At 57.4% G+C, this 13,359-nt stretch carries 15 protein-coding genes and 1 pseudogene; 7 read left to right on the forward strand and 9 right to left on the reverse strand.

Annotated features, from left to right (window positions below):
* Positions 1-9: 9 nt before the first annotated feature.
* The 5 genes from flgD to cynS all read right to left on the reverse strand — a co-directional run bounded on the left by flgD (position 10) and on the right by cynS (position 2,794).
* Positions 10-696 carry a flagellar hook assembly protein FlgD gene (gene flgD, locus ALO64_RS07560; RefSeq protein ID WP_002554315.1) on the reverse strand — a complete coding sequence of 229 codons (687 nt, stop codon included), beginning with the start codon at positions 694-696 and terminating at the stop codon, positions 10-12.
* Between the two features lie 15 nt (positions 697-711).
* Positions 712-1,152, reverse strand: coding sequence for a flagellar basal body rod protein FlgC (flgC, locus tag ALO64_RS07565; protein ID WP_002554316.1), 441 nt, complete (start codon positions 1,150-1,152; stop codon positions 712-714).
* 3 nt (positions 1,153-1,155) lie between these two features.
* Positions 1,156-1,563 carry a flagellar basal body rod protein FlgB gene (gene flgB, locus ALO64_RS07570; protein ID WP_002554317.1) on the reverse strand — a complete coding sequence of 136 codons (408 nt, stop codon included), beginning with the start codon at positions 1,561-1,563 and terminating at the stop codon, positions 1,156-1,158.
* A gap of 279 nt (positions 1,564-1,842) precedes the next feature.
* A complete protein-coding gene (locus tag ALO64_RS07575) occupies positions 1,843-2,316 on the reverse strand; it encodes a nuclear transport factor 2 family protein (protein WP_003370064.1) in 474 nt (157 codons plus the stop codon).
* Between the two features lie 10 nt (positions 2,317-2,326).
* Positions 2,327-2,794, reverse strand: a complete 468-nt coding sequence (gene cynS, locus ALO64_RS07580) for a cyanase (protein ID WP_004658714.1) — start codon at positions 2,792-2,794, stop codon at positions 2,327-2,329.
* Between the two features lie 73 nt (positions 2,795-2,867).
* On the opposite strand from cynS, the pseudogene cynR reads away from it, so the two are divergent.
* A pseudogene (cynR, locus tag ALO64_RS07585) lies at positions 2,868-3,730 on the forward strand (transcriptional regulator CynR).
* A 104-nt stretch (positions 3,731-3,834) separates the two neighbouring features.
* Here cynR and cheR read toward each other — a convergent pair.
* Complete coding sequence (gene cheR, locus ALO64_RS07590; protein ID WP_004658712.1) at positions 3,835-4,662, reverse strand: protein-glutamate O-methyltransferase CheR; 828 nt, start codon at positions 4,660-4,662, stop codon at positions 3,835-3,837.
* A gap of 51 nt (positions 4,663-4,713) precedes the next feature.
* Positions 4,714-5,640 carry a chemotaxis protein CheV gene (locus ALO64_RS07595; protein WP_002554322.1) on the reverse strand — a complete coding sequence of 309 codons (927 nt, stop codon included), beginning with the start codon at positions 5,638-5,640 and terminating at the stop codon, positions 4,714-4,716.
* 78 nt (positions 5,641-5,718) lie between these two features.
* On the opposite strand from ALO64_RS07595, the gene flgA reads away from it, so the two are divergent.
* The 4 genes from flgA (at position 5,719) to ALO64_RS07615 (ending at position 8,298) form a co-directional block, all read left to right on the forward strand.
* A complete protein-coding gene (flgA, locus tag ALO64_RS07600; protein ID WP_002554323.1) occupies positions 5,719-6,477 on the forward strand; it encodes a flagellar basal body P-ring formation chaperone FlgA in 759 nt (252 codons plus the stop codon).
* A gap of 160 nt (positions 6,478-6,637) precedes the next feature.
* Positions 6,638-6,952, forward strand: coding sequence for a flagellar biosynthesis anti-sigma factor FlgM (gene flgM / locus ALO64_RS07605; protein ID WP_002554324.1), 315 nt, complete (start codon positions 6,638-6,640; stop codon positions 6,950-6,952).
* Between the two features lie 49 nt (positions 6,953-7,001).
* Positions 7,002-7,469, forward strand: a complete 468-nt coding sequence (locus tag ALO64_RS07610) for a flagella synthesis protein FlgN (protein ID WP_002554325.1) — start codon at positions 7,002-7,004, stop codon at positions 7,467-7,469.
* 82 nt (positions 7,470-7,551) lie between these two features.
* Positions 7,552-8,298 (forward strand): flagellar brake protein, encoded by a 747-nt coding sequence (locus ALO64_RS07615; RefSeq protein WP_002554326.1) that lies wholly within the window; start codon positions 7,552-7,554, stop codon positions 8,296-8,298.
* 77 nt (positions 8,299-8,375) lie between these two features.
* Here the strand turns inward: ALO64_RS07615 and ALO64_RS07620 are convergent, their stop codons facing one another.
* Both ALO64_RS07620 and ALO64_RS07625 read right to left on the reverse strand, forming a co-directional pair.
* Positions 8,376-9,785, reverse strand: coding sequence for an MFS transporter (locus ALO64_RS07620; protein WP_044343417.1), 1,410 nt, complete (start codon positions 9,783-9,785; stop codon positions 8,376-8,378).
* A 54-nt stretch (positions 9,786-9,839) separates the two neighbouring features.
* Positions 9,840-11,081, reverse strand: a complete 1,242-nt coding sequence (locus tag ALO64_RS07625) for a glutamine synthetase family protein (protein WP_161794679.1) — start codon at positions 11,079-11,081, stop codon at positions 9,840-9,842.
* A 384-nt stretch (positions 11,082-11,465) separates the two neighbouring features.
* Between ALO64_RS07625 and vioA the strand changes: the two genes are divergently transcribed.
* Positions 11,466-12,584: a dTDP-4-amino-4,6-dideoxy-D-glucose aminotransferase VioA gene (gene vioA, locus ALO64_RS07630; protein WP_044343416.1), complete on the forward strand. Its 1,119-nt coding sequence runs from the start codon at positions 11,466-11,468 to the stop codon at positions 12,582-12,584.
* A complete protein-coding gene (locus ALO64_RS07635) occupies positions 12,584-13,309 on the forward strand; it encodes a class I SAM-dependent methyltransferase (protein ID WP_002554330.1) in 726 nt (241 codons plus the stop codon). The genes vioA and ALO64_RS07635 overlap by 1 nt, the downstream gene beginning before the upstream one ends.
* Positions 13,310-13,359 lie beyond the last annotated feature (50 nt).

A 13,359-nucleotide genomic window follows, 5' to 3' on the forward strand; every position in this document is an offset into this window, starting at 1 on the left:
TGGTAGGCTCTACAATCCGATGGTTTGAACTTTGGACAGGGCAACACTGCCGCTGGCCAGATTGAGCATTGTTTCTGCACCATTCACACCCAACGTGACGCTGTTGACCGTGGCAGGCAGGTAAGTCGAAAGCTGTGTGTTCTTGCCGTCAACCGAGCCTTCAGCCTTGAAGGTGTAGTTGCCCGACGCAAGCGCTGTACCGTCGCTGTCCGTACCGTCCCAGGAAAAGCTGGTGGTGCCGACTTTCTGCGCGCCCAGCTCGACCGTGTCGACCAGATTCGATTGCGAATCGTAAACCTTGATACTTGTCGCCGTAGTGGCGCTCGGAATAACGATCGAACCGGTCATACCCTTGGTGGTATCCACGGTGGTGGAGCTCGAATCGATGATCACCGAGCGACCTACCAGCGACGATGCCTGCAACGCCTGGGACGACTTGTAACTGGTTGCAATCGTGTCAACCGTCGACGTCAGGTTCTGCATGCTTTCAAGGCTGCTGAACTGTGCCAGCTGGGCCACGAACTGCGTGTTGTCCTGTGGGTCCAGCGGGTTCTGGTTCTTCATCTGCGTCACGAGCAGCTGCAGGAACGCGTCCTTGCCCAGCGTACCGGTGGAATTCGTCGCGGTCGGCGTCGGATTCTGCAGTGTGTTCAAGAACGTCGATGAGACGCTGCTTGCTGTGGTGTTATCGGCCATAACGTTCGCCTTCTATCACTGACCGAGGGTCAGAACCTTCTGCATCATGGATTTAGCGGTGTTCATGATTTCGGCGTTGGTCTGGAAAGACCGGCTGGCAGAAATCATGTCGGCCATTTCTTCCACGACATTGACGTTGGGGTAGTAGACATACCCGTCCTTGTCAGCGGAAGGATGATTGGGCTCGTAACGTGCTTCCAGGTTCGAGCTGTCTTCGATGATGCCGTTGACCTGAACGCCCTGCCCGGCTTCGCCCTGATCCTGGAACAGCGAACCGCCTGTGGACTGCTGACCCTGCATCACGGTGGCAAACACCGGGTGACGGGCGCGGTAGGTCTGGTCCATGCTCGAAGACACGGTCTCGGCGTTGGCGATGTTACTGGCCGTAGTGTTCAGACGCGTGGTCTGGGCACTCATGGCGCTACCGGCAATGTTGAACACATTGGCTAGTGACATGAATTATTCTCCGCGAAGGGCTGCAACCAGCCCCTTGAACTTGCTGTTGAGCAATGTGAAGCTGGCCTGAAAGCCCATGGCGTTCTCGGTGTAGCTGGCCTGCTCGACCTGGGAATCGACGGTGTTCTGGTCCAGCGAAGGCTGCGACGGGGTGCGATACAGCAGCGTCCCGTCATCATTGCCCATGCCTTCGGCTTCGATATGGCGGCTGTTGGTCTTGTTCAGCGCGAAATGACCGTTCTGCACCTTGTCGTTTTCGGCAGCCAGCACCGACGAGAAGTCCAGATCGCGAGCCTTGAAGTTCGGGGTATCGGCGTTGGAGATGTTGTTGGCCAACACCTCTGCACGCTGAGCCCGGAAGTTCAGAGCCTTTTCATGTATGCCTAGCGCTTTATCGAAGCTGATGCTCATTTCGGGAAACCTTTGCCGGTTGACCTGATTCTGTTGTTACTGACAAAGCAATCGGCGTGCCATGTTGCAAAAGCCAATGATTGCGGGGGCCGCAGGCGGCGGCGAGGCGGCAATGCCAGAAAAGCGGCAAGGCATTTCCGCTGTGGGAGGAGAAAGCGGCAAGCGGGGTGCCGTTTTTTTGCCAGTGTCGACTTGCCGCCTGACAATGGCGGCACTTCATCATTGCCTCATTCGGACGCCCAATAAAAAAGAGACCCGAAGGTCTCTTTGACGACTGAATCAGAGGCCAAGCTCACTTAACCCAGGGTGGTCATCAGGTCGCCGCCCCAATGGCCAATGGTATTTGCGCTCGGACTCGGCGATCGGCAAATCGTTGATGCAGGCAAAGCGCCGCTGCATGAGGCCGTTTGCAGCGAACTCCCAGTTTTCGTTGCCATACGAACGGAACCAGTTGCCAGAGTCGTCATGCCATTCATAGGCATAGCGCACGGCTATGCGGTTATCGGTAAATGCCCAGAGCTCCTTGATCAGCCGGTAGTCCAGTTCCTTGCGCCACTTGCGTTCCAGAAAGGCCTGGGCCTCTGCGCGGCCATTGATGAACTCACTGCGGTTACGCCAGTAGGTGTCTTCGGTGTAGGCCAGCGCAACTTTCGCCGCATCGCGAGAGTTCCAGCCATCCTCGGCGCCACGGACTTTCTGGACAGCCGTCTCCAGGGTAAAGGGTGGAAATGGCGGTCTTCCTTTATCACTCATCTCAGCGTCCTCAGAACGGTTTATAGGGCAGAAATTTTCCATCAAGGGTGATCACGGCTCGCTCGCCCCCTTCCGGATCTTCGACTTTCTTGATGTCGAGCTTGAAGTTGATTGCGCTGATGATGCCGTCGCCGAACTGCTCATGCACCAATGCCTTCAGCGTTGTGCCGTAGACCTGAACCATTTCGTGGAAGCGATAGATCGTCGGGTCACTGGAGACGTCTTCGACATTGCCGCGCAACGGGATGGTTTGCAGTTCGGCGACCGCGTCCCTGTCCAGCCCGAGACGCTCGGCGACTACCTCGGCCACCGCTTCCGGCAATGGGTGCTGACCGAGCAATGCAGCCGTGACATACACCACGCTCAACCCCGTACCTTCTGCAAGCCCTGCCCACGTCAGGTTCTTTGCGGTCTTGGCCTGCAGCACACGTTCAGTCAGATTCTGGCGCGGCGCTCTGGAAATGTTGCTGTGCGGCATAGGTAACCCTCCGGAATGAATTCATATCAATCACAGCATCGGCAACTATCACCATAAGATCCAAGACTGATTTATGATCATCGCCATAATCCTGCCTTATGGTGATGCCGTGCTGTTACGCCATATACGTTATTTGCTGGCGGTCGCCGACCATGGCAATTTCACCCGGGCGGCCGAGGCCCTGCATGTCTCGCAACCGGCGTTGTCGCAACAGATCAGGCAGCTGGAAAGCAGCCTGGGTGTGCAACTGTTCGACCGCACCCATCGCAGCGTCGTGCCGACCGATGCCGGCCGCGCGTATCTGGACCACGCGCGTCGTTGCCTGCTTGAGCTGGAGGCCGGGAAGCGTGCGCTCAACGATGTCAGCGACCTGTCACGCGGACAATTGCGCCTCGGCGTCACGCCAACCTTCAGTGAATACCTGATAGCGCCGCTGATCGACCGCTTCAGCGCGCTGTATCCCGGCGTGGCAATAATCCTCACAGAGCTCTCGATCTGGCCATTGGTTTTGCCGGCAGTCATGCTGTCGAGATAGACAGCCAGCCTCTGTTCGATGAACAACTGTGCCTGGTCATGGCAAAACCTGCCCCCGATAAGCAGACCGCGCTGACACTTGAGGACCTGCAAACGCTTCGCTTTGCCTTGCTCGCCCCCGGATTCGCCACTCGCCAGCTGCTGGATGCCTGGTGCCAGACGCAGAATTTCAAGCCTGCGGTCAACCTGGAGGCGAACTCGATCGCCATTTTGCTCAAGGTTGTTGCCCAGGGGCGTATGGCAACCATTCTTCCCGATGCCATCGTTCGCGAGCAGCCCGGGTTGCGCGAAGTTCAGACGATCCCTGCCCTGCCTGGGCGGACGGTTGCGCTGCTGCGGCGTAAAAACGGCTACCAGAGCGCCGCCGCCAACGCTTTTGCCAAACTGGTGAGCGATATCTGAACGTAAACATGAAACCGATAGGCAGACGAAAAAACTGCTTTTGTCTGCCCATGAAAAAAGAGACCCGAAGGTCTCTTTGTTCATGGCAAGCAACTGACAGACCGTCACTTGGCTTTGTAGATAATCCCCGGGCTGCACTGAACCATCTGGTAATGATCCGGCAGACCATTAAGCGCTTCGGAGGCACCCAGAAACAGGTAGCCACCTGGCTTGAGCGTGCCGTGGATGCGCAGCAGGATGTCTTTCTTCACTTCGGCGGAGAAGTAGATGAGTACGTTGCGGCAGAACACGATGTCGAACTTGCCCAGCGCAGCGTAGCTGTCGAGCAGGTTGAACGAGCGGAACTCCACACGGCTCTTGATCGGCGTCTTGACGACCCAGCGCCCCGGACTTTTCACATCAAAGAAACGCTGCAGACGATCCGGCGACAAGCCACGGCCGATAGCCAGACTGTCGTACTCGCCGGTCTTGCAGTTGTTGAGCATTGCGCCAGACAAATCGGTGGCAACAATTTGCACGCCCGATTTGAGCTGGCCCTGATTGGCGCGCTCGAACTCATCAATCGACATCGACAGCGAGTACGGTTCCTGGCCCGATGAACAGGCCGCCGACCAGATGCGCAGTCGCTGACCAGGGCTGGCCTTGATCTGCTCGGGCAGCACTTTGTTCTTCAGCACTTCGAACGGATAGGTGTCGCGAAACCACAGGGTTTCGTTGGTGGTCATCGCATCGACAACCTGTTCGCGCAACCCGCTGCGCGGCTGGGTCTGGATGCGCTGAACCAACTCGCCAAGCGACTTGATGCTTTGCTGCTCCATCAGTTTGTTGAGGCGGCTGGACACCAGATACTGCTTGTTTTCCCCAAGCAAGATGCCACAGGCTTTTTCCAGAAATACCCGGAACTGATCAAAATCCAAATTACCCGTAGACAAGGTGCCGCCTCTCAAATCATGTGAATCACCGGGGACGGCGCCCCCGGCTGGTTATTCTGCTGCCTTGATCCGCGCAACAACCCTGGCCGCAAGATCATCAGGCCGGAATTTCGCGAGAAAATCATCAGCGCCGACTTTCTTGACCATCGCCTGGTTGAATACCCCGGACAGAGAGGTATGCAAGGTGATGTGCATCTTCTGCATACGCGGGTCATTACGTATCGCAGCTGTAAGGGTATAGCCATCCATCTCCGGCATTTCAATGTCGGAGATCATCATCAGGAACTCTTCTTCCGGTTTTTTACCCTCTTCGACCATTTTGCGCAGGTAATCCAGCGCTTGACGGCCATCGTTAAGGGCAACCACCTCCACACCGACGGTTTCCAGGCAGCGGCTGACCTGCTTGCGGGCCACCGACGAGTCATCGACCGTCAGCACACGCAGCGAAATCGCCTTGTGCTGAACCTCGGCATCGATCACACCGACCGACACTTCTTCGGAAATAGGTGCGACTTCGGCAAGAATCTTCTCGACGTCGATAATTTCCACCAACTGATTATCAACCCGGGTAACTGCGGTCAGGTAATGATCGCGCCCGGTACCTTTGGGTGGTGGATGAATCTCTTCCCAGTTCATGTTGACGATGCGTTCTACAGAATGCACCAGAAAACCCTGAACCTTGGTGTTGTACTCGGTAATGATGACGAAGGAGTTGACCAGCGAAATCATGCCCGTGGAACCCGTCGCCATCGCCAGATCCATGATCGGGATCGTGCCGCCACGAATATTGGCCACACCCCGGACGATCTTGCTCGACTTGGGCATGATGGTGAGTTTCGGGCATTGCAGTACTTCTTTTACCTTGAAGACGTTGATCCCGTAGAGCTGCTTGCCGTCGAGACGGAACAAGAGCAGCTCCAGGCGATTCTGACCCACCAGCTGAGTTCGCTGGTTTACCGAATCCATTACACCTGCCATGCCGAACCCCCTTACCAAAATGACCGCCGCCCAGACACCAGATCAACAAGCGGCACGGGCTTTGCTATTTATTACCTCATGAACGCAAAGACGACAATTTCTCGACACCTCGCATTAGAAACCCGCAGGCTTCTGTGCGCAATCGCTCTGCTGTGCCTTTGTGGCACAGTGAGCCTCGCTCGCGCAGAGAATTTCACACTGCCTGAACAGCTTATCGGCGTCACCCAAGGGTTTCTTGAGTTCACAGTAGAAGACTATTTGGCAACCAACCAGATTGACGGGCGTCATGACATACAGGTCAAGCAGCTCGACCCGCGTTTACGGATGGGTGCCTGTGACAAGGATTTGACAGCCACACTGGAAAGCCCGCGCCCGGTCGGCCGGGTTACGGTGCGGGTACGCTGCGAAGGCTCTTCGCCCTGGACAGTATTTGTGCCGGCCCAGGTGCTGCTGTATCGCAACGTTGTGACCGTGATGCGCCCGCTGAAACGCGACGCCATCGTTACCGAAGAAGACGTTGCGCTGCGTGAGCGCGACGTGAGCAGCCTGGGCCAGGGATTTCTGGCCTCTCTTGATCAGGCCGTCGGTCAAAAGGTTGTCCGACAAATGGTCATCGACCAGGTCGTTACCCCGGTGGCGCTGGAACAGCCACAAATGATTCACAAGGGCGACCAGGTGGTCATCATCGCCCGCAGCGGTTCGCTGGCAGTGCGCATGCCCGGCGAAGCGATGTCCGACGGCGGTTTCAACGAACAGATACGGGTGAAAAACCTTAATTCCCAGCGGGTGATCAAAGCGAATGTCACCGGCCCAGGGCAGGTGGAAGTGGCCATGTAATGCATTGATGCTGGCGCACAGGGTGTGTTTTTTTAGACTGCGGGGAATATCCGACGGTGAAAAGCGTCTATTGGGAAGCTTTCTCACAATCGGCCTAAAGTTTGATAGGGGTTGGCCGAAAACAAGGCAAGCGTCCAAACACCCAGAGGTTTTTTCAATCATGGTCATAGATTTCAGTCGCCTTAACAATTCACAGTCTGTTGCCGGTACAACACGTACCAGTGCCAGTAAAGACACCGTCAAAACCGATGCACCAGCCCCTGCAGCCACCGCAGGTGTCAAAAGCACCGGGGAAACTTTTTCTTTGAGCAGTGAGGCTCAACAGTTGCAGAAAATCACGGACAAGCTGACCGATCTGCCAACCGTCAATAGTGCTCGCGTTGCCGAGCTCAAACAGGCCATCGCCGACGGTAGTTACACAGTGGACAGCAACCGTGTCGCCAGCAAGCTGTTGAATTTCGAAACCCAACGCTAAGCCAAGGCTGGCGCTGGATATTCTGGACGCTTAAAAACCAGAGCATGCGATGCAAGACACTACTTTGTTGCAGATGATCACTGACGACATGGTTTCGGCCCGACAGCTTCTAGAGCTGCTGCAGGCCGAATCCCTGATTCTTCACGGCCGCGACATGGGCGAGATGGAGCAGGTACTGGCGCAGAAACAGGCGCTGGTCATTCTTCTCGATCAACATGGGCGCAAACGTAGCCAGGTGCTTGCGGGCATGGGGCTGCCAGCCAATCGCAGTGGTCTCCAGCAACTGGCCAGCCAGTCGGATGTCGGCGAGCAATTGCTGATGGCCGGTGACGAACTGAATGCGTTGATCAATGAATGCCAGACGCTGAACGAGCAGAATGGTAGTCTGATCCAGCTGCAACAGATCAGCACCGCTCATCAGCTTCGCATACTGAACGGCGGTGAGACGCCCACGCTCTATGACAGTCGCGGGTCAACTGCGCTTAGAGCAAAACCACGCCCTCTGAGTCAGGCGTAACTTCCTGTATCAAGGTTTCGTGCGTAGTGGCAGAATGCCTGTTGTTGCGTTGCCGTAGTATTTTGCCTGGAGATTCAAGAACGTGAATGGCTCAAGCGCGGACGATGCTCCGCAGCCCCCGAAGGTCCTCAACACACCTTTGGAAATTGCCGCTAACCTGCGGTTGCTACTCGAGAGTCATGATCCTCTGATCATTACCTTCCATGAGCGTGCCCAACGCTTTCAGAGCTACTTGCTTGAAGTCGACCGTGACAGCAACGTCATGGCGCTCGACGAAATGATCCCCCGCGATGGCGAACGCTTTTTAAGTAATGGCGAGTCTTTCCGCGTCGAAGGTTTTCACGACGGCGTGCGTATCGCCTGGGAAAGCTCATCGCAGATGGAGATTGTCGATACCAACGGGCAGCGCCTGTACCGCGGGCCGATGCCTGAAGAGGTGATTTACCACCAGCGGCGCAACGCATTTCGTGCAGCGCTGAAGCTGGCGCAGCTGGTCGACATCGAGATCGGTGGAGACCGTTTGAAATCCCCTCTGACCGGCAAACTGCTGGACATCTCTGCAACCGGTTGCAAACTGCGCTTTGAAGGCGATGTGTCCGAGCGCATGCAGTTGGGCCAGGTATACGAACGCTTTATTGCGAAGTTGCCATTCGGAGCAATGACAGCCCCCGTAGAGCTGCGTTATCTGCACTTCGAAGAAAGATTTCACACCACCTTTGCCGGCGTGCGCTTCCACAACATGAGTGGGCTTGTGCAGCGTCAGGTTGAGCGTTTCGTCTACCAGTTGCAGCGTGAAGCTCGCCGCTTCGACAAAGACGACGACTTCTGATCCCCGCTTCTGCTTGCTGGTNNNNCGGCAACCTGCCGCAATCACACCGTAATCCCCTGCTCTGCCCCCCGCTACACTCAAGCCTTCCAGGTCTCGCTTTCACGCTCGCGTTCGTGCTCTTCAGCTTCGGCTGTTTCCGTGCCCGCGACCGGCTCGGCCTGTGCCTCGGTTTCTGCGGCGGCGTCGACCACCACTTCAGACTCAGGTTCGGACTCCGGCTCGACGGTGGTCTGCATCTGCTCCTGAACCACCTGCTCATCGACACGCGGGTCGAGTGCAACCACCAGGGGCGAACTGGACATGCTGTCCGGCATGGCGACGTGATGCAGCGGTGCGTTTTCGACCTGATGCAAATGGGTAACGGCCTTGGGTCTGATCAGCATCACCAGAATCACCCCGGCACCACAGACGAACGCATACAGCATGTGGCCGCCAAACAGCTTCATGACCACGCCGGCAGCCAACGGGCCGATACTCGCGCCGATGCCATAGGTCATCAGCAACATGGCCGTCAGCGACACCCGGCGCTCGGCCTCGACGTGGTCATTGGCAAATGCCACCGCCAGTGGATAGAGGCAGAACTGCATCAGCGAGGCGAGAAAGCCGACGCCGAACAGGACTTCGACCGGCACACTCGGAAACACCGCCAGCGGCAATGACGCCACCACCAGTGCAGCGGCAAAGATGCGCATCAGTACGGATCGGTCATAGCGGTCGGAAAGCAGACCCAATGGCCACTGCACCAGGAACCCGGCCAGAATGCAGCAGCCCATGAACAGACCGACCTGCTCGGTGGACAGCCCCTGTTCGGCGGCGTAAACCGGTGCCAGACCGTAGAACGAACCGATGATTAGCCCGGCACCCAAAACCGCCGTCAGCGACTGCGGCACACGCTTCATGAAGAAGAGCGGCTCCAGCGGTGCCGGGTGCAACGGTGCGGGGTGAATCGCCCGGGTCATGGCGACCGGCACAAGACACAGCGCGAAGCACAATGCCACCAGCATCAGCAGCTCAGGGCCCAGTTGCGGGTGGACCACCAGTACCAGTTGCCCCAGCACCAGGCCCAGATAGGACGCAATCATGTAACCGCTGAACACCATGCCGCGCTGCTTGGCGGCGGCCTGCTCGTTCAGCCAGCTCTCGATGACCATGTATTGGCACATCATGCCCAGACCGACAATCACCCGCAGTACCAGCCAGGCGGGCAACCAACTGATCAGGCCATGCCCTAGCACCGCAGCACCAACGATACCGGCGCAGGTGGCATAGGCCCGAATATGACCGACACGACCGATCAGACGGTGACCGATCTTGCCCCCCAGGACCAGACCGAAATAGTTGGCGGCCATCAGCGCACCGACCCACAGACTGTCGACCTGATCAGCCGCCAGGCGCAGGGCCAGATAAGTGCTCAGCAGACCTGAACCGATCAACATCATCAACGAGGCAAAATAAAGCGCTCGAAAGGACTTCCAGATTTGGCGCATCAACTTTCCAAAAATAGGGAGTCGCCCGACCGGGCGAGCCCAACACTGCGATTCTTAAACCTGAGCAGCCAGAACGCGGCGTTCCCAGGGGGTTATCTCGTCAAAAAAACTGGTCAGTTCCAGGGTCTTCGACGCGATGTAGCCTTCGATGAATTCATGACCAAACAGTTCCTTGGCCAACTGACTGCTTTTCAGACGCTCCAGAGCGGCGTGCAGGGTACACGGCAATGACAATTCTTCCGGCACCTCAATCGCGCCTTGCATGGGCGGGGTGGGTTCCAGCTTTTGCTCGATGCCATGCAGCCCGGCCGCCAGGCTTGCGGCGATGGCCAGATAAGGATTGGCGTCGGCGCCTGGCAAACGGTTCTCCACCCTTCGAGCCGCCGCTGCACTCGACGGGATGCGCAGGCCGGCTGCGCGATTGTCGTAGGACCAGCAGGCGTTATTGGGCGAAGCATAGGGTTGGCACAGGCGCTGATAGGAATTCACATTGGGCGCGAACAGCGCTGTGAAATCAGCCATGCAGGCTTGCTGACCCGCAATAAAGTGACGAAACGTGTCAGTCGGTTGGCCATCTGCACCACTGAAGACGTTTACCCCGGAGTCTGTTGCTACAACGCTCTGATGAAGATGCATCGAACTGCCCGCCGTGTGAGCGAGCGGCTTGGCCATGCAGACCACAATAAGCCCGTGCTTGAGCGCGACCTCCTTGAGCAGGTGCTTGAACAGAAAGGTCTGGTCGGCGAGCAGCAGCGGGTCGCCATGCAGCAGGTTGATCTCGAACTGGCTGACGCCCATCTCGTGCATCACCGTGTCACGCGGCAGCCCCAACGCCGCCATGCAGGCGTATACCTCGGCGAAAAAAGGCCGCAAGCCATTGTTCGAGCTGACACTGAACGCTGAATGCCCCTGCTCGCGTCGTCCGTCAAGCCCTGTCGGCGGCACGAACGGATACAGCGGCTCGGGGTTGGGCGCAAAGATAAAGAACTCCAGTTCGGTGGCCACAACCGGTGCCAACCCCCGTGCGGCGTAGCGGGCGATGACGGCCTTTAGCTGGCTGCGCGTCGAGAGCATGCAACGCTCGCCGCTCAACTCCTCGGCATCGCAGATGGCCAGGGCGCGCGGTTGCTCGCTCCAGGGCAGACGATGGACCTGCTGCGGATCGCTGAGCAGCGCGAGGTCGCCATCATCGCTACCGTAAAACCGTGACGGCGGGTACCCGCCCATGATGCATTGCAGCAACACCCCCCGCGCAAGCTGCAATCGCCTGCCCTCCAGAAAACCGGCAGCGGTCATCACCTTGCCGCGAGGCACGCCGTTCAGGTCCGGGGTCACACACTCCACTTCACCAATGCCCATCAACAGCTGTGCCAGCGGATGGGGGTCATTGCGTGTCATGGTTCAATCCTTTGTCATGGGCCAGGCCGCTTGGCGGCAACCCGTACAAAATACGCAGCGGGCGTTCGGGATATCAAGCACTGAAACGACTTAGTGAGAAGGATTACAACCCGGCCTCGACCTGATCCGACGAAAGCGGTCTTGGCCGGGTTCTTGCTGTGTACCCCGGTCACAACAGTTCGACTGTCATTTTTATGTCAATGGCAACGCCTTTGCCGGAAGCCCTTGAAGCAGATGCCCTTTCGAACAGCAATCGGATAAAACACGAGCAGAGAACCCTCCATGAGCGCACCGATTCCAGTAACTCGTCCTCTGTTACCGCCTCTGGAGGAGTTCATTCCCTACCTCGAACACATATGGGAAAGCCGCCAGCTCACCAATAGCGGTCCGTTTCACCAGCAGCTTGAAAAGGAGCTGGCCGAGTACCTGGGCGTGCAGCATCTCTCGCTGTTTTCCAATGGCACGCTGGCGCTGATGACCGCCATTCAGGCGCTGCGCATCAAGGGCGAAGTCATCACCACGCCCTACTCGTTCGTGGCAACCGCCCATTCGCTGCTCTGGAACAGCCTGACGCCGGTGTTTGTCGACATCGACCCGGGTACTTATAACCTGGACCCGGAGCGCATCGAAGAAGCCATCACTCCGGCTACCACGGCGATCATGCCCGTACACTGCTACGGCATCCCGTGTGACGTCGACCGCATTCAGCAGGTCGCCGATCGCTATGGCCTGAAGGTCATCTACGATGCCGCCCATGCGTTCGGTGTCCAGCACTGCGGGCAAAGCCTGTTGAATCACGGGGATCTGTCGGTGCTGAGCTTTCACGCCACCAAGGTGTTCAACACCTTCGAAGGCGGGGCCATCATCAGTCCGGATGCCAAGACCAAGCAACGTATCGATTACCTGAAGAACTTCGGCTTTGCTGACGAAGTGACCGTGGTCGCGCCGGGAATCAACGGCAAGATGAGTGAAATCAACGCTGCGTTCGGTCTGCTTCAGTTGAAGTACATCGATGAAGCGCTCTTGAAACGGCAACGTATCGATGAACGCTATCGCGATGCGCTGGCAACGGTACCGGGGCTGAAAATTCTCTGGAAAAGCACCGAAAAACACAATTACTCGTACTTCCCGGTGCTGGTCACCGAAGACTTCGCGATTTCTCGCGATGACCTTTATCAGCGGTTCCGCGACCACAACATCCTGGCGCGCCGTTACTTTTACCCGCTCATTTCCACATTCCCGATGTACCGGGGCCTTGACTCGGCAAAACCTGATCGCCTGCGTGTCGCGACCGGTCTGTCCAGTCAGATCCTGTGCCTGCCGATCTACGACAGCCTGACGGATGAAGCCTTCGACAGCATCATTGATGTGATCGTCACAGCCAGTAAAGAGAACTGCTAATGCGAACGTGCCCGGTCTGCTCCTGTCGTTTTCCGAACTTCTATCCGCTGGGTAGAAGCCATCTGGAAATCCTCCACCGCCTGAACGTCCACTACTGCATCGAAGACTTTGAGACCCTTAACGTCGGGCAATACAGCTGCCCCGAATGCATGGCGTCGGACCGTGACCGGCTTTACGCGTTGTTTGCCATGAACATGCTCGACAACCCGCCGGGCAAACCGCTGCGCATTCTCGATATCGCACCGGCAGTGGTGCTCTCGAAGTTTCTGCGCAGCCTGCCCAACGCCCGATATCGCTCGGCCGACCTGTTCTCGCCGCTGGCTGATGACGTGGTCGACATCATGGACATGCACATGTATGCCGACGAGTCCTTCGATTTCATCGTGTGCTCGCACGTACTTGAGCACGTACCTGATGACCGCAAGGCCATGTCCGAGCTGTTTCGGGTACTGGCCAAAGGCGGCTCTGCCATCCTGATGGTGCCGATTCTGCTGACCGCCACCGAAACCGAAGAAGACCCGGACGAGGCCAGCGTCGATGAGCGCTGGGCGCGCTTCGGCCAGGACGATCATGTGCGGATGTACGCCAGACAAGACTTCCAGTCCCGTTTGACGCAGGCCGGTTTCGACGTGAAGGCCCTCGGCTCGCAGGCATTTGGTGAAGGCGTCTTCAAGCAGCACGGCATTACGGAGCAGTCGGTTTTGTATATAGGCCAAAAAAGCTGACGACAACTGCAGATCATGGACGCCGACTGCGTTGCCCGGTTGGTTTTTAA

The sequence above is a fragment of the Pseudomonas meliae genome, assembly GCF_001400515.1.
GTDB lineage: Bacteria > Pseudomonadota > Gammaproteobacteria > Pseudomonadales > Pseudomonadaceae > Aquipseudomonas > Aquipseudomonas amygdali.

Excerpts from the sequence above, each read along its gene's own strand:
- flgD (WP_002554315.1), bottom strand. The coding sequence starts at position 696 with ATGGCCGATAACACCACAGCAAGCAGCGTCTCATCGACGTTCTTGAAC.
- flgC (WP_002554316.1), bottom strand. The coding sequence starts at position 1,152 with ATGTCACTAGCCAATGTGTTCAACATTGCCGGTAGCGCCATGAGTGCC.
- flgB (WP_002554317.1), bottom strand. The coding sequence starts at position 1,563 with ATGAGCATCAGCTTCGATAAAGCGCTAGGCATACATGAAAAGGCTCTG.
- ALO64_RS07575 (WP_003370064.1), bottom strand. The coding sequence starts at position 2,316 with ATGAGTGATAAAGGAAGACCGCCATTTCCACCCTTTACCCTGGAGACG.
- cynS (WP_004658714.1), bottom strand. The coding sequence starts at position 2,794 with ATGCCGCACAGCAACATTTCCAGAGCGCCGCGCCAGAATCTGACTGAA.
- ALO64_RS07595 (WP_002554322.1), bottom strand. The coding sequence starts at position 5,640 with ATGGCAGGTGTAATGGATTCGGTAAACCAGCGAACTCAGCTGGTGGGT.
- flgA (WP_002554323.1), top strand. The coding sequence starts at position 5,719 with ATGAACGCAAAGACGACAATTTCTCGACACCTCGCATTAGAAACCCGC.
- flgM (WP_002554324.1), top strand. The coding sequence starts at position 6,638 with ATGGTCATAGATTTCAGTCGCCTTAACAATTCACAGTCTGTTGCCGGT.
- ALO64_RS07610 (WP_002554325.1), top strand. The coding sequence starts at position 7,002 with ATGCAAGACACTACTTTGTTGCAGATGATCACTGACGACATGGTTTCG.
- ALO64_RS07620 (WP_044343417.1), bottom strand. The coding sequence starts at position 9,785 with ATGCGCCAAATCTGGAAGTCCTTTCGAGCGCTTTATTTTGCCTCGTTG.
- ALO64_RS07625 (WP_161794679.1), bottom strand. The coding sequence starts at position 11,081 with ATGACCGCTGCCGGTTTTCTGGAGGGCAGGCGATTGCAGCTTGCGCGG.
- vioA (WP_044343416.1), top strand. The coding sequence starts at position 11,466 with ATGAGCGCACCGATTCCAGTAACTCGTCCTCTGTTACCGCCTCTGGAG.
- ALO64_RS07635 (WP_002554330.1), top strand. The coding sequence starts at position 12,584 with ATGCGAACGTGCCCGGTCTGCTCCTGTCGTTTTCCGAACTTCTATCCG.